Annotated in this window: 17 protein-coding genes; 5 read left to right on the top strand and 12 right to left on the bottom strand. The window is 68.4% G+C overall.

Annotated features, from left to right (window positions below):
- Window positions 1-3: 3 nt before the first annotated feature.
- Complete coding sequence (locus CVV72_RS30455; RefSeq protein ID WP_037334573.1) at window positions 4-894, bottom strand: SDR family oxidoreductase; 891 nt, start codon at window positions 892-894, stop codon at window positions 4-6.
- Between the two features lie 149 nt (window positions 895-1043).
- Window positions 1044-1955: an aldo/keto reductase gene (locus CVV72_RS30460; RefSeq protein WP_219147181.1), complete on the bottom strand. Its 912-nt coding sequence runs from the start codon at window positions 1953-1955 to the stop codon at window positions 1044-1046.
- 50 nt (window positions 1956-2005) lie between these two features.
- Between CVV72_RS30460 and CVV72_RS30465 the strand changes: the two genes are divergently transcribed.
- Together CVV72_RS30465 and fbaA are read left to right on the top strand one after the other, a co-directional pair.
- Window positions 2006-2827 (top strand): LLM class F420-dependent oxidoreductase, encoded by an 822-nt coding sequence (locus tag CVV72_RS30465; protein WP_219147182.1) that lies wholly within the window; start codon window positions 2006-2008, stop codon window positions 2825-2827.
- An 83-nt stretch (window positions 2828-2910) separates the two neighbouring features.
- Window positions 2911-3939 carry a class II fructose-bisphosphate aldolase gene (fbaA, locus tag CVV72_RS30470; RefSeq protein WP_219147184.1) on the top strand — a complete coding sequence of 343 codons (1029 nt, stop codon included), beginning with the start codon at window positions 2911-2913 and terminating at the stop codon, window positions 3937-3939.
- Window positions 3940-4022: 83 nt separating this feature from the next.
- On the opposite strand, the gene CVV72_RS30475 is transcribed toward fbaA, so the two are convergent.
- Window positions 4023-5240, bottom strand: coding sequence for a hypothetical protein (locus CVV72_RS30475; RefSeq protein WP_219147186.1), 1218 nt, complete (start codon window positions 5238-5240; stop codon window positions 4023-4025).
- 231 nt (window positions 5241-5471) lie between these two features.
- Here CVV72_RS30475 and CVV72_RS30480 point away from each other — a divergent pair, with 231 nt between their 5' ends.
- Window positions 5472-5879 carry a DUF3151 domain-containing protein gene (locus CVV72_RS30480; RefSeq protein ID WP_038521526.1) on the top strand — a complete coding sequence of 136 codons (408 nt, stop codon included), beginning with the start codon at window positions 5472-5474 and terminating at the stop codon, window positions 5877-5879.
- A 203-nt stretch (window positions 5880-6082) separates the two neighbouring features.
- Here the strand turns inward: CVV72_RS30480 and CVV72_RS30485 are convergent, their stop codons facing one another.
- On the bottom strand, window positions 6083-7309 hold the full coding sequence (locus CVV72_RS30485; protein ID WP_219147188.1) for a lipase family protein: 1227 nt from the start codon (window positions 7307-7309) through the stop codon (window positions 6083-6085).
- A 134-nt stretch (window positions 7310-7443) separates the two neighbouring features.
- On the opposite strand from CVV72_RS30485, the gene CVV72_RS30490 reads away from it, so the two are divergent.
- Complete coding sequence (locus CVV72_RS30490) at window positions 7444-8025, top strand: TetR/AcrR family transcriptional regulator (RefSeq protein WP_219154226.1); 582 nt, start codon at window positions 7444-7446, stop codon at window positions 8023-8025.
- On the opposite strand, the gene CVV72_RS30495 is transcribed toward CVV72_RS30490, so the two are convergent.
- The 3 genes from CVV72_RS30495 to CVV72_RS30505 all read right to left on the bottom strand — a co-directional run bounded on the left by CVV72_RS30495 (window position 8022) and on the right by CVV72_RS30505 (window position 12366).
- Complete coding sequence (locus CVV72_RS30495) at window positions 8022-9332, bottom strand: GGDEF domain-containing protein (RefSeq protein WP_219147190.1); 1311 nt, start codon at window positions 9330-9332, stop codon at window positions 8022-8024. The genes CVV72_RS30490 and CVV72_RS30495 overlap by 4 nt on opposite strands.
- Before the next feature lie 202 nt (window positions 9333-9534).
- Entirely contained in the window at window positions 9535-10788 is a 1254-nt protein-coding gene (locus tag CVV72_RS30500; RefSeq protein WP_219147192.1) for an MFS transporter, read from the bottom strand.
- A 447-nt stretch (window positions 10789-11235) separates the two neighbouring features.
- Window positions 11236-12366, bottom strand: a complete 1131-nt coding sequence (locus CVV72_RS30505) for an LLM class flavin-dependent oxidoreductase (RefSeq protein WP_219147194.1) — start codon at window positions 12364-12366, stop codon at window positions 11236-11238.
- 123 nt (window positions 12367-12489) lie between these two features.
- Between CVV72_RS30505 and CVV72_RS30510 the strand changes: the two genes are divergently transcribed.
- Entirely contained in the window at window positions 12490-14388 is a 1899-nt protein-coding gene (locus tag CVV72_RS30510; protein WP_255632309.1) for an FAD/NAD(P)-binding domain-containing protein, read from the top strand.
- A 58-nt stretch (window positions 14389-14446) separates the two neighbouring features.
- Here CVV72_RS30510 and CVV72_RS30515 read toward each other — a convergent pair whose 3' ends face one another.
- From CVV72_RS30515 to CVV72_RS30535, 5 genes are read right to left on the bottom strand one after another with little or no spacing between them, the layout of a single operon-like run.
- Window positions 14447-15499, bottom strand: a complete 1053-nt coding sequence (locus tag CVV72_RS30515) for an LLM class flavin-dependent oxidoreductase (RefSeq protein WP_219147196.1) — start codon at window positions 15497-15499, stop codon at window positions 14447-14449.
- The gene (locus tag CVV72_RS30520) at window positions 15496-17073 is read right to left on the bottom strand and encodes an ABC transporter ATP-binding protein (protein ID WP_219147199.1); all 1578 of its coding nucleotides are present in this window, start codon (window positions 17071-17073) and stop codon (window positions 15496-15498) included. The genes CVV72_RS30515 and CVV72_RS30520 overlap by 4 nt, the downstream gene beginning before the upstream one ends.
- Window positions 17070-17885, bottom strand: a complete 816-nt coding sequence (locus CVV72_RS30525) for an ABC transporter permease (RefSeq protein ID WP_219147201.1) — start codon at window positions 17883-17885, stop codon at window positions 17070-17072. Before CVV72_RS30525 ends, CVV72_RS30520 begins: the two co-directional genes overlap by 4 nt.
- Window positions 17878-18828, bottom strand: coding sequence for an ABC transporter permease (locus CVV72_RS30530; protein WP_219147203.1), 951 nt, complete (start codon window positions 18826-18828; stop codon window positions 17878-17880). Before CVV72_RS30530 ends, CVV72_RS30525 begins: the two co-directional genes overlap by 8 nt.
- A complete protein-coding gene (locus tag CVV72_RS30535) occupies window positions 18825-20432 on the bottom strand; it encodes an ABC transporter substrate-binding protein (RefSeq protein ID WP_219147205.1) in 1608 nt (535 codons plus the stop codon). The genes CVV72_RS30530 and CVV72_RS30535 overlap by 4 nt, the downstream gene beginning before the upstream one ends.
- Window positions 20433-20604: the final 172 nt, after the last annotated feature.

Consider the following 20604-nt stretch of genomic DNA (forward strand, 5'->3'; position numbering starts at 1 on the left):
GGGTCAGCCCTTCCGTGTGGCGGCCCGGCCTGCCTGGCCGGTCACTGAAGATTCGTACGCGCCGCGCTCCTTGATGTCCATGAGTGCCGCGGCGTCGGCCTTCTTGATCCGGCCCTTCGCGCCGATCTCGATGATCGGCGGCAGGAACGCGCGGATCAGCTTGAGACCGCCGACCCAGCGCGGCACGTGCACGGTGCGGGCGCGTTTGTTGACCCCGGCCTGGAGGTGGTCGAGCGCGACGGACAGCGGGTAGGTCTTGCCGAGCAGGCCGGGCATGCCGGCGCGGAGCTTGCCGAAGACCGGGTGCTGGTCGGCGCTCTCGACGAGGTCGGTGCGGATCCAGGTCGGGTGTGCGACGCCGACCTTCACGCCGAGGTGGGCGACTTCGGCGCGGAAGCTGTTGCAGAACGCTTCGACGCCCGCCTTCGCGGCGGCGTAGTTGGCCATGCCCGGCGCGTGGGTGATCGCGGCCAGCGAGGAGATCGCGAGCAGGTAGCCCTTGCGGTCGATGACATGCGGAAGGGTGACGCGGAAGGTGCGCCAGACGCCGAGGAGATCGACCTCGATGACCTTCTCGAAGGCGGCCGGATCCACCGACCGGACGAAACCGGAGGTCGCGATACCGGCGTTCGCGATGACGATGTCGATGCCGCCGAAATGCTCGACGACGCCCGCGGTGGCGCGCTCGAGGTCGTCCCAGCTGGTGACGTCGGCTTCCCAGGCGTGGGCGCTGGGGCCGATCTTGTCGGCGACGGCCTGCTGTTCCTTGGCTTCGATGCCGACCAGTGCGACCTTCGCGCCCTGCGCGGCCAGGCGCTCGGCGAGCCCCGCGCCGATGCCCCTGGCGGCGCCGGTGATCAGGACGACCTTGCCGTTCACGCTGTTCTTGGCCACGTTGCCTCCTCGTCCGAGCCCTAAGGCTTTCGGACGGTACCCCAACCTACCCGGAGTAAGCTACCCGCAAGTAAGTCCGCAATTCGTCACCTGCTCGCGATAGTTGGCGATGCGAACCATCGCGAGTAGGTGACGAATTGCGGGGGTTTTCAGCGCGAGGCGGCGGTGAGGGCGTCGATCTCGTCGGAGGTGAGCGAGAGGTCGGCGGCGGGCAGGAGGTCGTTCAGCTGCTCGACCGAGCGGGCGCTCGCGATGGGCGCGGTGACGGTCGGCTGAGCGAACAGCCAGGCGAGGGAAACGGCGGCGACCGAGACGTCGCGGGATGCCGCGACCTCGTCGAGCGCCGAGAGCACACGCTCGCCGCGTTCGTCCAAATAGGACGAAGCGCGGGCGGCGCGCGGGCTGTCGCCGAGGTCGTCCTTGGAGCGGTACTTCCCGGCGAGGAAACCCTTGGCCAGCGAGAAATACGGCAAGACGGTCAGTCCTTCGCGGTCGACCGTCGGCGCCAGGTCCCGCTCGTAGTCCCGCTCGACGAGGTTGTAGTGCGGTTGCAGCGCGACGAACTTCGCCAGCCCCTCGCGGTCCGAAATGGACAGTGCTTCGCTCAGCCGTTCGGCCGAGTAGTTCGACGCCGCGACGTAGCGGACCTTGCCGGCGCGCACGAGCGCGTCGAAGGCCCGCAGCGTCTCCTCGATCGGGGTGTCCGGATCGTCGATGTGCGCGTAGTAGAGGTCGATGTGGTCGGTCCGGAGTCGCCGGAGCGAGTCTTCGGCCGCCGCCGCGATGTTCGCCGCCGACAGGCCCTTCCGCTCTTCCCACATACCGGTCTTGGTCGCGATGACGACGTCGTCGCGTCGGCCGCGCTTCGTCAGCCACTCGCCGATGATCGTCTCGGAACCGCCCGCCGAATAAAGGTCTGCCGTGTCGATGAAGTTGCCGCCGGCCGCCGTGTAGGCGTCGAGGACGGCGAAGGACTGCTGCTCGTCCGCGGTCCAGCCGAAGACGTTCCCGCCGAGGTTGATCCCACGGACGTCGAGGTCGGTGTTGCCGAGTTTCGCCATACTCCGAACTTAAGGGAAGACATCGGCGGGAAAGGGCGTTGGCTCGGATCATGGGAATCGAACTCGGCAGGATCGGCATCTGGCAGCTCGAAGGCGTGCTCACCCCGGAGCTCGCACGCGAGGTGGAGGAACTCGGCTACGGCGCCATCTGGATCGGTGGATCACCGGCGGGCGACCTCGCGAAGGCCGAGGAACTGCTCGACGCGACGAAGACGATCAAGGTGGCCACCGGCATCGTCAACATCTGGAAGGACGACGCGGCCACGGTCGCCGAGTCGTACAAGCGCATCGAGGCGAAACACCCGGGTCGCTTCCTCCTCGGCGTCGGCGCCGGGCACCGCGAGCACACCGCGGAGTTCAAGAAGCCGTACGCCGCGCTGGTCGAATACCTCGACGCCCTCGACGCCGCCGGAGTGCCCGTCGAAGGCCGCGCGCTCGCCGCGCTAGGCCCGAAGGTGATCAAACTCGCAGGAGACCGCACGGCGGGAGCCCACCCGTACCTGATGACGCCCGAGCACACGCGTCAGGCGCGCGAGATCCTCGGCGAGGGCCCGCTGCTCGCGCCCGAGCAGAAGGTCGTCCTCGAGACCGATCCGGAGAAGGCCCGCGAGATCGGCCGGAAGACCGTCAAGTTCTATCTCGGCCTCGTCAACTACACGAACTCCCTGCGGAAACTCGGTTTCACCGACGAGGACCTGGCGGGTGAGGGCAGCGACAAGCTGGTCGACGCACTGGCCGTGCACGGCGACGCCGAAACGGTCGCCCGCGGCGTCACCGCGCATATCGAGGCCGGGGCGGACCACGTCAACATCCAGGTACTGAACCAGGACCCCCTGCCGGTCTACCGGGCGCTCGCCGCGGTCCTCCTCTGACGCGACGGCTGTAGGCACCTCCCGGCCGACCTCGTACGATGCGGCCGAGAGGTGCACCAGCCTGCTTCGAGGAGGAGTAAACGATGCCCATCGCCACCCCCGAGGTCTACGCGGAGATGCTCGACCGGGCGAAGGCGAACGAATTCGCCTACCCGGCCATCAACGTGACCTCGTCGGAGACCCTGAACGCCGCCATCCGCGGGTTCGCCGAGGCGGAGAGCGACGGGATCATCCAGTTCTCCACCGGCGGCGCCGAGTTCGCGTCCGGCCAGAAGGTCAAGGACATGGTGACCGGTTCGGTCGCGCTCGCCGAGTTCGCCCAGGTCGTCGCCGCCAAGTACGACGTGAACGTCGCGCTGCACACCGACCACTGCCCGAAGGACAAGCTCGACGGCTTCGTCCGCCCGCTGATCGAGATCTCCGCCGAGCGGGTCAAGAACGGTCAGCACCCGTTGTTCCAGAGCCACATGTGGGACGGCTCCGCGATCGACCTCGACGAGAACCTCGAGATCGCGCAGGAGCTGCTCGCCAAGGCCGCGGCCGCGAACATCATCCTCGAGGTCGAGATCGGCGTCGTCGGCGGCGAGGAAGACGGCGTCGAAGCCGAGATCAACGAGAAGCTGTACACCGCCGAGGGCGACTTCCTGAAGACGATCGACGCGCTCGGCTCCGGCGAGAACGGCCGCTACCTGCTGGCCGCGACCTTCGGCAACGTGCACGGCGTCTACAAGCCCGGCAACGTGAAGCTGCGCCCGGACGTGCTCAAGGGCGGCCAGGAGGCGGCGGCGAAGAAGCTCGGCCTCGCGGCCGGTTCGAAGCCGTTCGAGCTCGTCTTCCACGGCGGTTCCGGCTCGCTGCCGGAGGAGATCCGCGAGGCGGTGTCCTACGGCGTCGTGAAGATGAACGTCGACACCGACACGCAGTACGCCTTCACCCGGCCCATCGCGGACCACTTCTTCAAGAACTACGACGGTGTCCTGAAGATCGACGGCGAGGTCGGCAACAAGAAGGTCTACGACCCGCGTAGCTACCTGAAGGCCGCCGAGGCCGGCATGGCCACGCGCGTCGTCGAGGCCGCCCAGTCGCTGGGCTCCGCGGGCAAGAAGCTCTGACCAGTCCGCTGAATACGTAAGTACGTGAAGGCCCCCTTCACTGCGCTAGACGCAATGAAGGGGGCCTTCACGTACTCGGAGCCTCAGGCGGCCGGGAGCGTCGTCTTCTCGCGGCGCTTCTCCAGCAGCGAGTTCAGCGCCCGCGTCCCCGGCCCGGCGGCGGCCCACAGCACGCCGACGCCGACCAGGCAGACCGCGGCCGTCCAGTAGGCCACCGGCGGCGCCGACTCCGTCTGCGCGTCACCGAGGATCCACGGCCGGAACTGCGACTGCACCCACAGCATCCCGTAGCCGAACGCCGTCACCAGCAGCGCGCCCGCGCCCGCCGTCAGCAGCGGATGGTCTCGGCCGATGCGGAAGGCCAGGTCCACGGCGAGGCCGACGGCGAGCAGGTAAAATGGCACGACCGAGACCGGGAAGCCCATCCCGAGCAGCAGCGGCCACATCACCAACCGGTACGCGAGGTAGGCGGCGGCGACCGTCGTCCCGGCCCAGCGGAAGCCGGTGGTGTGCCGCGCCAGCGCGAAGATCAACGCCATCACGCCGATACCCCACAGCGGGTAGACCCAGTCGTCGATCGGCATCGTGAAGTATTCGACGGCCACCCGGTCGACCGGATGCCCGATCTGGTTGGCGGCGAAGTTCAGCAGCTCGGGCTCGGCCTCGGGCGTGCCGCGCTCCCAGGCGCGCAGGCCGAGGATGCCGTACTCCTGCTGACCGTTCGGGAAGAACGTGTTCTCCAGGAAGAACGCCCACAGTCCGATCAGGACACCGGTGCGCAGGCGGCCGGGCTTGGCGTACTTCAGCCAGCCCATGATCACGCCGGCCTGCATGATGCCCGTTCCGATGTAGAGCATCATGTGCGACGGGCTCCACGCGGTCAGGTCGAGACCGTTGACCCGGTGGTTGATGACGTCCAGCGGCGCCGCGATGAGGAACACCACGAGCCCGATCTGCATCAGCCGCAGTGACCGCCGGTCGGCGCCCATCCCGGTGTAGCTGTGGATCGCCACCAGCACCATGATGATCACCGTGCCGACGGTGTTGATCAGGTGCGGCGGGGCGAGATCGTCGCGCAGCCACATGAAATGCCACGACATGTCCCACGACGAGCCGACCAGCTTGAAGGCGAACGCCGCCAGCCACATCGAGTAGCAGAAGTTCAGCACCCAGTCCGGCGTCGCCTGTCCCGGCGCGCCGCGGTGCCAGTGGAGCTTGAAGAACAGCCTGGTCTTCGCGATCGGGCTGCGGGGGATGACACCCGGCGAAAGGTCCCCGGTCACTTCTGTCGCCTTTGTCATGCGGGCCATCTTCCCTGCTCCAGATCACGGGATGAGCATTTGGGGTCGAAAATCGGGGTTCACCCGTAGGGGTGGCGGATTTGCGGTCGGCGTGCGAAGCAGGGCAAGGTGTGCCGCCATGATGCCGAAACGACTCGTCGCGGCGGTCCTCGTCGCCGCTCTGGTGCTGGCCGGTGGGGGCATTCTCGGGAGCCTGTTTTTCTAGTCACACGCGGTCGGCACAATGGCCGTATGACGAACCTCCTCGGCCCCCAGCCGACGCATCTCCCCGAGCACACCGCCGCGCAGGCGGCGCTGGACGCCGGGACCGATCCGGCCGCCGTCGCCGCCGAACACCCCGACTACAGCGAGGCGTGGGCCGCCCTCGCCGAGAAGGCGCTCGATGCCGGCGAGACCGTCGCCGCGTACGCGTACGCCCGCACCGGTTACCACCGCGGCCTCGACCAGCTTCGCCGCGCGGGCTGGAAGGGACACGGCCCGGTGCCGTGGTCGCACCGCCCGAACCAGGGTTTCCTGCGTTCGCTCGCGGTCCTCGGCAAGGCCGCCGGCAAGATCGGCGAGACCGAGGAGTACGACCGCTGCCGCACCTTCCTGAGCGACTCGGACCCCGCCGCCGCGGAAGCCACCGGCCTCAAGTGACCTCGTGAGTGGTTAGGACGGTTAGCGCCGACGGTGGCTTAGTCCCTACCGCCGGTGCGCGAGCGGCGGTTTCGCGTGACTGGACGGACGACACGCGTGACTGGACAGACGGCACGCGTGATCAGACGGACGACTCGCGGCGAAACCCCGGTCGGGTCTCGTGAGTGGTAAGGACGGTTAGAACCGTCCTTACCACTCACGAGCTAGAACAGCCCGCAGTTCCCGACGGCAGGCAGCCCCGCGAAGCGTCCCTCAAGCCAGGCGAAAGCCTCCGGGAAAGCCCGGATCGCCCCGCCGACGTGCGTCGGGACCAGCGAAGTCGAGAACTGCACCTTCGCGCCCTTCGCGCACCACGAGCGCGCCATCGTCCGCCCTTGCGCATAAGGGACGATGTCGTCGAGTGCACTGTGGACGACCAGCGTCGGCGCGCCCGGCTTCCGCGCTCCGATGAGCTGCTCGCCGACTCGCGTCTTGTACGGCTCTTCGCCGAGGTACGCGGTCAGCGGCCTTCCGTCCTTCGTCAGGTCCTTCGACTGGGTGAACGCGTGTCCGAAGATCGCGTCCCCGGTGCACTCCTGCTTCACCTTCTCGAACGCTTCGACGCCCTTCGCGTTCAGCAGGGCGGGAATGTTCAGTTCCGGGTACGCCGCGTCCATGCTGACCAGCGTGAATCCGAGGAACCCGAAGGCGTAGTGCCCGTCGATGTTCTTGCCGACCTCGGCCAGGTCTGCCGGGACGGCGCCCGCGTACGAGCCCTTCAGCTTGAGTTCAGGCGCGTACGACGGCTGAAGTTCGGCGGCCGACGCCGACGCCCCGCCGCCCTGCGAGTAGCCCGCGGTCGCGACCGGCCCGTTGTCCGGCAGGTTCGCTTCGGGCAGGCGCTGTGCCGCGCGGATCGAGTCGAGGACGGCGTTGCCCTCGGCGACGCGGTTGACGTACGTGTGGACGCCCGGGGTGCCGAGGCCCTCGTAGTCGGTGACGACGACGCCGTAGCCGCGAAGGAGCAGCCCGGCGATGAAGGGGCCTTCGTACTCCATGCCCGCCGCGAGGGCTTTCGACGGCGCGCACTGGTCGCCGACACCCTGCGTCCCGGCCGCGTAGCCGATGACCGGCCGTTCGCCCGCGCCGGTCCACGCTTTCTTGGGGGTGAGGACGGTGCCGGTCACGGCGTTGGCCTTGCCGTGGGTGTCGGTGCTGCGGTACATGATCCGCTGGACGTCCGCGTCGGCCTTGATGAGTTTCACCGGATCGACGTAGAAGGTGGACGGTTCGTGCCGGATGATGTCGCCGGGAGCACCCGCGGGCAGTGGCGACGGGGGATCGTAGAAGGACGGGGCGGCCGTTGCCTGTGGTGCCCCGAAGGTCAGCAGGGCCGCGATGGTGGCCGCTGAGACGGCGGCGGAAACACCGGGCCGGGATCCTGGACGCATGCTTGCTCCTCGTTGAGCACAAACATTTTCGACAGACGTGTCGAAAAAGAGAGTCAGTGAGGTGGCGCACAATGTCAAGTCCGGCGCCGCGAGGGAGACCCCGCAAACTCCCGATCGGCGAGCAACGCGCGCGGGTGCTGAGTTCGGCCGCCGGTGTCTTCGCGGTGCACGGCGCGCAGGCCGCGACGATCGAGCAGATCGCCCGGCGCGCGGGGGTGTCCCGCCAGGCCGTCTACGAGCAGTTCGGCGATCGGACGACGTTGTTCGCACAGGTCGTCGCGGATATCGAGGAGCGGGCCTTCGAGGCGATCGGCGCACCCGCCCTGGATCTCTCACAGCCCGAACTGCGGTCCTGGGCGCGCGCCAACTACGCCAACATGTTCGCCTTCGTCGCGGCGAACCCCGACGCTTTCCCCGTCCTGCGCGAGGCGGAGCGCATGGGCGACCCAGCCCTCACCCGGCTGCGGGAACGGCTCGCCGCCGTCTACACCGAGGCGAGCAGGCAGCGCTGGGCCCGCCACGGCGTCGACTCCGGTCGCGCGGACAAGGCGCTGGTCACGCTGTTCTTCGCGATGACCGAGGCACTCGTCCAGGCGAGCTGGGACGGTGAGCCGCCCGAAGCGGACGCGCTCATCGACCTGCTCACCGAATTCACCGTCGGCGGCGTCGTCCGCCTGCGGACCGAGGCCGCCGACGTGATGGAAAGGCTGCGCTAGGCCGCGACGGCCTCCAGCGCTTCCTCGGTGACCGACGCCAGGTCCGGGGACGAGACGACGCGGTTGCGGCCGTTGCGTTTGGCCGCGTAGACCGAGGCGTCGGCCGAGGCCATGACCTCGTCGATCGTCCGGCCGTCCAGCGGGTACGTCGCGACGCCGACGGACGCCGTCCGCTGCTCGATGACGACGGGGTTACCCTCGTTGTCCTGGGTCCTGATGACCATTTCGCTGATCCGCTGCCGGATCCGCTCGGCGACCGCGACGGACTCCTGCTTCGAAGACGAGGTCAGGAGCACGACGAACTCCTCACCGCCGAAGCGGCCGGCGAGGTCCTGCGTCCGCGTTTCGGACTTGACCAGTGCCGCGACGCCCTTGAGCACGTCGTCGCCCGCGAGGTGGCCGTACGTGTCGTTGATGCTCTTGAAGTGGTCGAGGTCGATCATCAGCGCGCCGAACTGGCCGTTCTCGCGCTCGGCGCGGGAAACCTCACGGACGGCGCCCTGCTGCCAGGTCGTGGCGTTGAGCAGCTGGGTCTTCTGGTCGGTGGTGGCGAGTTCCTCCAGTTGCTTGATCAGCACGGAGCGCTGCAGCAGGTACAGCGGCAGGAAGACGAGCAGCACCAGCACCGGCTGATGCGGCAGGACGGCGAGCACGAGCGCGCCGATGCAGACCGTCGAGGCCTCGAGGATGTTGTCGTCCCAAGAGCCGAGGAGCGTCTGGACGGTCGCCTTCTTGGGCGCCGCGAAGTACAGGCCGGTGCCGGTGAAGACGGCGTTCATCAGGAAGAAGGCGAGGCTCGCGGCGCAGATCGACGTCACCGACGCCGTGTCGGCACCGACGATCTGCACGGCCGCCCACGCGGCGAACGCGGTGAGCGTCATCGATGTGGCGTTCGCCACAGTTCGATGGGGGTTGACCGTGTGAAGGCCTGCCCAGCTGCGATATCCGAGGTGAAGATAGATCACGGTTACGAGAAGTGCGGTCAACTGCGGCGGAAGCAGAATCGCGCCCGGCAGGACCCAGACCGAGGTCATGTTGATATGCGGGGTGACGCTCATGCTGCGCCGCTGACGCTCGATCCGGCGGGTCGCCTCGGTGTGCGCGATGGCGAGGCCCGCGAGGAGGAAACACAGCAGGACCTGCGAAGACATGATGGCGATGGATGCGGCGAAGACCCCCGTCAGTGCCAGCATCGTCGCGACGGACAGCCCGGTGTAGGCGATCCAGTGCTTGGGCCTCTTCCACAGCTCCCACGTCGCTACCGTGAGAGCCGAACGATGTCCAGCGTGTTCCTCCGATGTGATCATCTTTCCCCCTGACTCTTGCGTCATTCTCCGAAACCCCCTACTTACGGACAGCTTCTACCGACTTGCGGGCTGTCGACAAGCTCCCTAGGTGTGTACTTTTCTCTGAGAGGTCGAGGGAAAGGTGCCAGCGATGGCCGGTAGGGATCAGTGAACTGGGGCGCGCGCCAGACGTCCGCGCGATCGGGCCGGCGCGTGGAACAGCTCAATGTTCTGCGCGCGCGGCGTCTTTTTCCTGCCATCGTTCCGGGTCGCGGCTGAGGGTCCGGAACCAGCTCAACGCGAGCGGGACGGTCAGCGCCAATCCCGCAAGCCCGAAGACGCCGACCGTCGACTGAGGGCCGACCTGGTCCGCCAGGACGCCGCCGATCAGGGGACTCACGCCCATCGTCGTGGTCAATCCGGTGTTCGACAGCCCCATGACCTGTGCCCGGCTCTCGTCCGGCACGGCCAGCGTCAGCGACGCGGTCGCCTGCATCAGCGCCACCGTGCCGAAGCCGCCGCAGAGCACGAACAACACGATCGACGCCCACGGTCCCGGCTGCAGGAAGCACAGCAGCAGCGGGATCGCCGTCAACGCGGAAAGCGGCCCGATCAGTTTCGGTCTGATGTGGGCCGGCACCCAGCGCGAGTAGATGAACGCGCCGATCACGCTGCCGATCGGGTCGGCGGCCAGCAGGAGGCCGATCACCTCGGGGCCGCCGCCGGACGACGCGACGTAAGGCGCCGCGATGCCCTCGTACACCGGCAGCAGGCCCATCAGCCAGGTGAACAGCAGCAGTGAACGCAACCCCGAGCTGGCGAAGACGATCTTCCCGCCCGAGCCGATCGACGCGAAGAACGACTTGCGCTTCTCGCCGGACGCCGCGGCCGGACGCGACTTCAGCCCGAACCGGACGAACAGCGCCGAGACCACGAAGGTGACCGCGTCCAGCGCGAGGGCGATATGGGGTTCCAGCGCGGTCAGCAGGAGACCGCCGCCGGCGAATCCGGCCAGTTGTGCCGACTGGACGGTCATACTGCGGATCGCCATACCGACGACGAACCGGTCGCCTTCGAGGATCTGTGGCAGCAGGGCCAGCTGGGCCGCCTTGAACGGAGGATTCAGCAGCGAGACGGCGCCGACGAGGACACACAAAACCCAGAACGGCAGTACCGGCACCGCGACCAGCGCGATCAGCAAGGCCCGCACCAGGTCGACGACCACCATCACGGTCCGCCGGGGGAACCGGTCCGCGAACCCGGTGAGGAAGATGCCGCCGAGCAGCGAAGGGGCGTAGGTCAGCGCGTAGGTGAGACCGGTCAGGGTCGCGGAGCGGGTTTCGGTGAAGACGAGGACGGAGAGCGCGACCCTGGCGAGTTGATCACCGAAGATCGAGAACAGCTCGGCGAACCAGAGCGAACGGAACTCGGCTACACCGAACACCTCTCGGTAAGTGACCCGTCCGGCCGAAGCCATGCTGCCCCCAATAGGGTCCTTATTACGCGACAAACTCGTGACCGAGAGTAACGCGGTCACGAGCTCGTCACGAAGCGTCATTCGTTCACGTAAGTGTCTCCTGACTGTTGGTGATTGGCTAGGTTCTTTCGCCGGGTTTCTGGAGTTGGAGATCTTTTTCGTGGAGGGACGGCCGTCCGCGAAGATGTCCCGGTGACCGGTCCCTCGGCTCGGACCTGCGAATTTCGGCCTTTTTGGGGGTTTCGCCGGGAAAATCGCGCCGGGCCCGCGTCGCCCGGCGCGGGGATACGGCGCCGCGAAGACACGCTGTGGGGTACCCCGGGCCGCTCGCGTTCGCACGGTGCGCGAACGCCCTCCGACTCCACTCCGCGACCGTCGGGTCCATCAGGCGGTATGGAGACATTCGCCCGAATGGATGACCGATCGTCCATTCGGTGTAGTGGCGGCTCAGCCGTCGACCGCGAGCACCTCGCGGGCTGAAGCCGCCCGAGCCGCGTCGCGTTTGGCGACCTCTTCGCGCACGATCGGGATGACGTGACGACCGAAGTCGATCGTGTCGCCGAGCATGTCGTAACCGCGCGCGGAGAGGATGTCGACACCGAGGTCGTAGTAGTCGAGCAGGGCCTGTGCGACGGTTTCGGGCGTGCCGACCAGCGCGGTGGAGTTCCCGGCGCCACCGGTCGCGGCCGCGGTGGGGGTCCACAGTGCCCGGTCGAATCGTTCCCCTTCGGCGGCGACGGCGAGGAGCCGCCGCGAGCCGGTGTTCTCCGGATTCGTGAGCGAATGCCGCCGCGTCAGCTGCCTGCCCCCGTTCGTCCGGGCCTTGATGGCGTCGACCGTGCGATAGGCCTTCTCCCAGGCGAGTTCCTCGGTCGGCGCGATGATCGGGCGGAAGGCGACCTGGATCCGCGGGACATCGGTCCGCCCGGCGGCCTTGGCCGCGGCCTTGACGGACTCGATCTGCTCGGCGGTCTGCGCGAGAGGCTCACCCCAGAGGCAGAAGATGTCCGCTTCGGCCCCGCCTGCCGCGTACGCCGCCGGAGACGAACCACCGAACGAGACGCCAGGGCGTGGTTGTTGCGCGGGACGGACGTCGAGGACGAAGTCGGCGAAGCGGTAGTGCTCGCCTTCGTGGTCGAAGGGCTCTTCGGATGTCCAAGCCTGCTTCACGATCTGGATGTACTCGCGGGTGCGGGAGTAGCGCTCGTCCTTGGTGAGGTAGTCGCCTTCACGCTGCTGTTCGTGGTCGCTGCCGCCGGTGATGAAGTGGACCGTCAGCCTCCCGTCCGAAAGCCGGTCCAGCGTGGCGAACGTCTTGGCCGCGAAGGTCGGATACGAGACGTTCGGCCGGTGCGCCAACAGGATCTGGAGCTTGTCGAGCTTCGACGCGACGTATGCGGCTGCCTGCGCCGGGTCCGGTCCGCTGGAGCCGTACGCGAACAGCACGCGGTCCCAGCCGAAGTCCTCGTGCGCCCGCGCGAGGCGCAGCGTGTAGTCCTTGTCGAAGACGCCGCCCGATCGCGGATGGGTCTCCGAACCGTCGTTGGTGCCTCCGATACCCAGGAATTCGACCGGCATCGCGCGTTCCTCTCGTCCGTGTCCCCCTGCTCGACGAGTACGCGCCGGTTCTCCGCCGTGGCAACGGGTTCCGCTCCTTGAGAACCCGCACACCGTCCGGAATCCCGGCGTAGCTTCGGCCTCGTGAGTACCGCAGACCTTCCCTACGTGCTCGCGGTGGTCGGCGCCGGTCCACGTGGGGTGGGCGTGCTCGAACGGCTCGGTGCCAACGCCGCCGAGCTGCTCGGCGGGCGGCGGCTGGTGGTGCATCTCGTCGATCCCTTTCCCGCCGGGGCCGGGCGGGTCTGGCGCTACGAGCAGTCGCCGTTGCTGCGGATGAACTCCATGCCCGAGGACGTCACGGTCTTCACCGACGACACCGTGCGGATCGACGGTCCGATCAGGCCGGGCCCGTCGCTGATCGAGTGGGCGCGGCTGGTCCGCTCGGGCGGGCTCGGCACCGGAATCGACGACAGCCTGCGTGCCGAACTCCAGGCACTGCAAAGCGATCACTTCCCGACGCGAAGGTTGCAGAGCGCGTACCTCGCCTGGTTCCACCGCAAGGTGCGCGCCGAACTCCCGGCCGGGATCGAGGTCGTCGAGCACCGGACCCGCGCGGTGCGGCTCGAAGACGGCGAGCCGCAGTCGCTCTGGCTGGAAGGCCACGCGGAACCCTTGGCGGTGGACGCGGTCCTCTTCACCGTCGGGCACCTCGACGCCGAACCGGACGAACAGGAAGCCGCGCTCGCGGACTTCGCCGCCCGCCACGATCTCGCCTATTATCCGGCCGGCTACACCGCCGACGTCGACTATTCGGCGATCGGTCCGGGAGAAACCGTTCTGGTACGCGGATTCGGCCTCGCGTTCGTCGATCTGATGCTGCTGCTGACCGAAGGCCGCGGTGGCCGCTTCGAAGAGCAGGCGTGCGGCGGGCTGAAGTATCACCCGTCCGGCGCCGAGCCCGTGCTGCACGTCGGTTCGCGGCGTGGCGTGCCGTACCACGCGAAGATCGGTTATCGGCTGCGCGGGAAACCCCTGCGGTTGCCCAAGTTCTTCGACGCCCACGCCATCGGGAAGCTGTGCGCCGCGCCCGGGCGGATCGATTTCCGCCGCGACGTCTGGCCGCTGATCTCGAAGGAGATCGCGTGGGCCTACTACAGCGAACTGTTCACCGCTCACCCCGAGCGCGTGCGCATGGATTTCGCCGTCTTCGCCGACGCCTTCGCGGACGCCGCGCCCGGCGAACTCGACGCGCTGGTGGCGCGCGCGGTGCCGTCGCCGGACGACCGGCTGGACCTGGATCGTCTCGACCGGCCCATGGCGGGCAAGGACTTCGGCACCGCCGAGGAGTACGGCAAGGAACTACGCGAGTACGTCGAAGCGGACTTGAGCCGACGGGCGGACCCCGAGTACAGCGCGGATCTGGGCGCGTTCACCGCACTGCTGTCCGCGATGGGTCAGCTTCCCGCGCTGGTGCAGACCGGTCGGCTCGACGCGGTCTCTCAACTGTCCGATTTGGACGGCTGGTTCCTCGGCTTCTTCTCCTATTTCGCCAGCGGACCGCCGCCGCGACGGCTCGAAGAACTGCTCGCCCTCCAGGAGGCCGGCCTCGTTTCCTTCCTGGGCGCGGAAACGCGGGTGTCGGCGGACGAGGAACGGCGGGCCTTCGTCGCTTCCGGCGCGAGTTTCCCCGGCGAGACCGAGGCCAGGACACTCGTCGAGGCGCGGCTGCCCGAACCGAGTGTAGCCAGGGCTTCCGATGCCCTTTTGCGCCAATTGCACGCCAGTGGCGCGCTCGGCGAGGAGACCGTGCTCGACCCCGTGACCGGTGACCGGCTGCTCGCCGGGCGTATCCACACCCGAGTCTCCGACGGCCGGATGCTCGACCGCGAGGGCCGCCCGCATCCCCGCCGGTTCGCGCTCGGGCCGCATACCTCCGCGCGGTCGGCCGGGGCGTTCACCCGGCCGCGGACGAACGCCCTCCCGTTCCGGCAGAACGACGTCGTCGCGCGGGAGATCTTGAAGCTGGTCGCGGAGGCGTAACTCACGTGATCAGAGCCGTAACTCACGTGATTGGAGACGTATCACGCGAGTTACGTCTTCAAGCACGCGAGTACTGGCTTTCCCAGACCCGCGAGGGCAGTTCCTTCCGCACGGTCGGGACGACGTCGGCGGCGAACAGCTCCAGGACTTCTCGTGCCTCCCCGGATTCCAGGCCGTCGACGGACACCGCCTGCACCTCGTGCCCGAAGGACGCGTGGTAGTCGCCGATCTTGTCGATCACCTGCTCCGGGCTCCCGACCAGCGCGGAACCGTGGGTGATCTTGTCCTCCAAAGTGGTGAACTCGGACTTGTTGTGCTGGTACGCGGGTGTCTTCATCAGCGCCTCGAAGTACGGCCGGTAGCCGTCCAGTGCCTCCTGCGAGGTTTTGGCGACGTACAGCCCGCCCGCGCCCGAACCGACGAGCGCGTCCGCCGGATCGTGGCCGTGGTCCGCCCAGCGACGGCGGTAGTGGTCGATCAGATCGGCGTACTTCTTCTTGGGATGGAAGCCGTTCGCGGTGAACAGCGGGTCGCCGAACTTCGCCGCCAGCTCGGTCGACTCGGTGCTCGACGCGCTCCCGTGCCAGATCCGCGGCCGTGCGTGGAACGGCCGCGGTTGCGTCGTGACGTCGGTCAGCGGCGGGCGGAATTCGCCTTCCCACGTCACGCCCTCCTCCAGGAGGAGTCTGCGCAGCAGGGCGAACTTCTCCGCCTGGTACTCCCACTGCCGGTCCTCTTCGAGGCCGAACAGCGGGAAGTGCCGGGGGTCGTTGCCCTTCCCGATCATGAGGTCCAGCCGCCCGCCGGAAAGCTGGTCGAGCGTCGCGTAGTCCTCGGCGACGCGGACCGGGTCGAGCACGCTGATCACGGTCAGCGTGGTCAGCAGCCGGACCCGCCGGGTGCGTTCGGCCACCGCGGCCAGGAGCACCGGCGGCGCCGAAGAGAGGAACGGCTCGCCGTGCCGTTCGCCGACGCCGTACGCGTCGAAGCCCAGTTCCTCGGCGAAGATCGCTTCGTCGACGACCCGGCGCAAGCGCTCGTGCTGGGTCGGTGTCACCCCGGTCGCCGGATCGGGGTGATTGGCGACGAGCGAGAAGAGCGCGAATTTCATCGGGTCTCCAACGGTTTCCGGCCGGGGATGGCGGCGAGCAGCTCCCGGGTGTAATCCGCGCCCGGCCGTTCGAGGACGTCCTGAGCGGGACCGAGTTCGACGAGTTCGCCGCCACGCAGCACGCCGACGGTGTCCGCGATCTGCCGGACCACGGCGAGATCGTGCGAGATGAACAGGTAGGTCAGGCCGAGTTCGTCCTGAAGGTCGGCGAGCAGCCGCAGGATCTGCGCCTGCACCGAGACGTCCAGCGCGGACACGGGTTCGTCGGCGACGATCAGCTCCGGGCGCAGCGCGAGCGCCCGCGCGATGGCCGCCCGTTGCCGTTGCCCGCCGGAAAGTTCGGCGGGTTTGCGCTTCAGCACCGACGACGGCAGCGCGACCTGGTCGACGAGTTCCGCCGCCCGCGCCCGGCGCTCCGCCTTGGTGCCGACGCCGAAGGCCCGCAGCGGCTCGGAGATGACGTCCTCGATGCTGAACTTCGGATTCAGCGACGCGTACGGATTCTGGTACACCAGCTGGAACCGGCGCCGCAGCCTGCGCAGTTCTTCTCCGCGCAGCGAGGTGATGTCCTCGCCGTCGAACTCGACGACGCCGTCGGTCGGTGTCTCCAGCCGCAGGATCATCCGCGCCGTGGTCGACTTGCCCGAACCGGACTCGCCGACCAGCGCGAGCGTCCGGCCGCGGGCGATGCCGAACGAGACGCCGTCCACGGCGCGGACGGTTCCGAAGGTCTTGCCGAGGTCGCGGACCGAGACCAGGAAGTCGGACGACGGCGGCTTCGGCTCCCGCAACGGCGTGTCGGACAGGCTCGGCGCGGCGGCGAGCAGATCCCGCGTGTACTTGCGGGACGGTGCCGCCAGGATCTCGCCGGTCGCGCCCTCCTCGACGACTTCGCCCTGTGACAGCACCACGATCCGCGACGCCCGGTCGGACGCGACGCCGAGGTCGTGGGTGATCAGCAGGACGGCGGTGCCCGCGTCGGCCGCGAGTTCTTCGAGATGGTCGAGGATCTGCCGTTGCACGGTGACGTCGAGGGCGCTCGTCGGCTCGTCGGCGATGACGAGTTTCGGCCGTCCGGCCAGCGCGGCGGCGATCAGCGCGCGCTGACGGAGCCCGCCGGACAGCTCGTGCGGATACTGGCGTGCCCGCGCTTCCGGGTCGGCGATCCCGGCCTTGCGCAGCAGTTCCACCGCCTCGGCGCCCGCGGTGCGCTTGTCCGCCAGGCCGTGGATCAGCAGCACTTCCGCGACCTGGTCACCGATCCGGTGCACGGGGTTGAGCGACACCGTCGGGTCCTGGGGGACCAGGGCGATCTCGCGTCCCCGCACCGAACGCCAGGCGCGGTCGGAGAGTTTCGTGAGGTCACGGCCGTCGAAGGTGATCTCGCCGCGGTCGATCCGCCCGCCGCGCGGCAGCAGCCCGATCGCCGCGTGCGCCGTCGTGCTCTTGCCGGAGCCGGACTCGCCGACCACGGCGACGATCTGTCCTTTGTGGATGGACAGGTCCACGCCGTTCACCGCGGGCACGGATTTGTAGGAAACCGCGAGATCGCGGATGGTCAGCAGTTCGCTCACCGCACGTCTCCTTCGATCGCTCTGGACAGCCGGTTCGCGGACAGCACCACGGCCGCGACGGTGAGTCCGGGGAAGGTCGTCATCCACCAGGCGGTGGCGAGGAAGCCGCGGCCGCCCGCCACCAGCGAGCCCCACTCCGGGGTCGGCGGGGTGGCGCCGTAGCCGAGAAAGCTCAGCGCGCTCACCTCCAGCACCGCCGTGCCGAAGGTGAGGGTCGCGAGCGCGAGCACCGGGCCGAGCGCGTTGGGCAGCACATGCCGTCCGAGCACCCCGGTCCACCGCACGCCTCCGGCGCGGGCGGCCTCGACGAACACGCCACTGCGGACACGCAGCACTTCGGCCCGCATCAGCCGGGCGAACTGCGCGAGATTCGCGACCCCGACCGCGATCGCGACGTTGGTCGTGCCGAAACCGAGCGCGGTGAGCAGCGCCAGCGACAGCAGGATCGACGGGATGGCCAGCAGGACGTCGACGCAACGCATGATCGCCGAATCGAGGATGCCGCCCCGGAACCCGGCGAGCAGGCCGAGCGCGGAACCGGCGACGAGCGCGACGACGACGGCGATCACGGTCGCCTGCAACGAAAGCGCGGCACCGTGCACCACCCGCGCGAAGATGTCCCGCCCGGTTTCATCGGTGCCGAAAAGGTGCCCGAGCGACGGCCCCTGCATCTTCTCCGCGGGGACGCCGGCGAGCGGGTCCTGCCCGGTGAAGAGGCTCGGGACGAGCGCTGCCAGCAGGGCGAACGCCAGAACGGCGATCGCGAGGAGCAGACCCGGCTTCGGCCGGGTGCGCACGAGAACGTCAGGCATCGGCGGTCTCCCGGTGTCGGATCCGCGGGTCCAGCAGGGGATAGACGAGGTCGACGAGCAGGTTGATCACGACGAACACCAGTGCGGCGAGCACGATCACCGCCTGTACCACCGGAATGTCCTGCGCGGTGACCGCCGACGACGTCACGCGGCCGAGGCCGTCACGCGAGAACACCGTCTCGGTGATCACCGAACCCGCGATCAGGTTTCCCGCGACCACTCCCGCGATGGTCAGTGTCGGCACCGCCGCGTTGCGCAGAAGGTGTCCGAAGTGGACTCTTGACCGGCTCGCTCCCTTCGCCAGCGCGATCTCGGCGTAGGGCTCCCCGAGCTGCGTGCGGAGGCTCTTCGCCAGCACCTGCCCGATGATCGCGCCGGTCGGGATGGCGAGCGTGATCGCGGGCAGGATCAGCGACTCGAAACCGTTCGAACCCAGTGCGGGCACCAGTTTGAGCTGGAAGGAGAAGAACTGGATGAGCAGCAGCCCGACCCAGAACGGCGGCAGCGAGATCCCCAGCGGTGGCAACGCGAGCAGGAGATCGCCCAGCCGGCGATGCCGGGTGAGAGTGCCGGCGAACGCGATCCCGCCGCCGAACAGGACCGCGAGCACGAGGGCGAAGCCGGTCACCGCGAGCGTCGGCGGCAGCGCCGAGACGACCATGTCCGTGGCGTCTTCCCCGGTGGCGATCGAGCGGCCGAAGTCGCCCTGTACCGCCGCGACCAGCCGCTTTCCGTATTGCAGCGGCAACGGATCGTCGAGTCCGTACTCCGTCTTCGCGGCGGCCAATTGTTCGGGCGTGACCGAAAGGCCGGCCTCGCCTCCGCCGAGCTTCGCGCTGACCGCGTCACCCGGCAGGAGGTAGAGGATCACGAAGGACAGGGTGAACGCCGCCCACAGGACGAAAACCGCCTGGAGGAGTCGCCGGAGCAGGTACCGCCTCATGAGCCGGACACCCAGGCGTCGAACAGCTGAAGCCGGGACGACGCCTCGAAACCGATACCGTGCGCGTTCGGCCCGTGCGCCAGCACCTGGGTCAGCTCGAACACCGGCGCCGAGTAGCCGTGTTCGATGATCGCGCGCTGCGCCTCCTCGGCGGCGGGCTTCCGTTTCGCCGGGTCCACAGTGGACGACTGCGCGTCGAGCGGCGCGTCGACCGGGTTCTCCGCGGGTAGCTTGCTGCGGTTGTTCGCCTTGGTGGAGAACAGGTTGCGCAGGATGTCCGGATCCGCGCGCGTCGTGTTGTACCAGAGGTACTCGTAGTTCCCGCTTTGCGTGATCTGCACGCTTTCGGCCGTCGTGCGCTGCTCGATCCGAAGGTCGAAGCCGATCTTCCGCAGCTGTTGCTGGACGAGTTCGAGCACGCTCTTGTTCTGGTTGAACACGAGCGAGAAGACGACCTTCGCGGTCAGCCGTTGCCCGTTCTTGGTGCGGATCCCATCAGGGCCGGGCAGCCAGCCCGCGCTCTCCAGGAGCGCCGTCGCGCCCGCCGGATCGTAGGCGAGCAGCGGCGAAAGGTCGGTGTGGAACGGCGTCGCCGAGCCGAGAATGCTGGTGGCGGGCTTGTAGTTCGGCGTCAGCACGGTGTTCGTGACCTCGGGCCGGTTGATGCCCTTGACCACGGCCTGGCGGACCTTCTCGTCGGTGAGCACGCCCTTGGTGACGTTGGCGTGCAGGTTGAACACGACGCCGGGATTCGGGCGGGTGGGCTCGGTGAAGCCGTTGCCGGTGAACTGCGGCTCGTCGACCGGCTGGACGTCGGTGATGGCGTCGAGCTGCGCGGACGCGAGACTTCCGGTGCGCACACCGGGTTCCGGCACGATCTTGTAGGCGATCTTGTCGAGATACGCCTCGCCCTGGTGCTTGAACAGCGACGAGCCCCAGTTGTAGCCCTTGCGTTTGGCGAGGACGATCTCCTGGTTCTGTTTCAGGCTCTCGAAAACGAACGGCCCGGAGCCGATCAGGCCGTCGCCTTGGCAGCGCTGATCAGCGGTCTTCTTGTACGCGGCGGGCGCGAGGACGCCGAGCGACATCGTCGAGCTGGCCTGCAGGAACTGGGCGCTGGGAACGGAGAACTCGATCTTGACCGTCTTCGGATCGACGACCGTCGTTCCCTTGTACACGGCCAGATAGCCGGAGCCGAGCTGCGATTTCGGGCCGAGCGCCTTGATCGCGTCGAAGCTCGTCTTGACCGCGGCCGCGTCGACTGGGCTGCCGTCGGAGAAGGTCGCGCCGTCGCGCAGGTGGAAGGTGAACGCGGTCGAATCCGCGTTGCTCTCCCATTTTTCGGCCAGCCACGGCTTGATCTCGCCGGTGGCCGGATCCTGATCGGTCAGCGAATCGACCAGCTGCCGGCCGACGTTGAGCGAAGCGTTGGTGCCGACCTGTTGCGGGTCGACGCAGTCCGGGCTCGACGAGATCCCGAGGCGCAGCGTGCCACCGGGTTTGGGCGGCCCGGCGTCCGCGCCCGTCGAGCCGCCGGCGGAGGAGCAGGCGGTGACGACAAGTGCGGTGAGGGCGAGCAAGGACGTGGCGGCGGTACGGGACACCGGGTGGCCTCCAGCGGGGAACGGGGGCGCGTCTTCTGCTTGCGCCTACCCGATTCACGCTAATCACGCCCTTGAGGCCCGCCCACATACTGAGCCCGGCTCCCAGCCCGCGAAACGTCCCACCTTTCCGCTTGACAGCGCGCATCGCGCGTGAAGGCCCCCTTCCCTCGGC

Source organism: Amycolatopsis sp. TNS106, from assembly GCF_019330265.1.
GTDB lineage: Bacteria > Actinomycetota > Actinomycetes > Mycobacteriales > Pseudonocardiaceae > Amycolatopsis > Amycolatopsis lurida.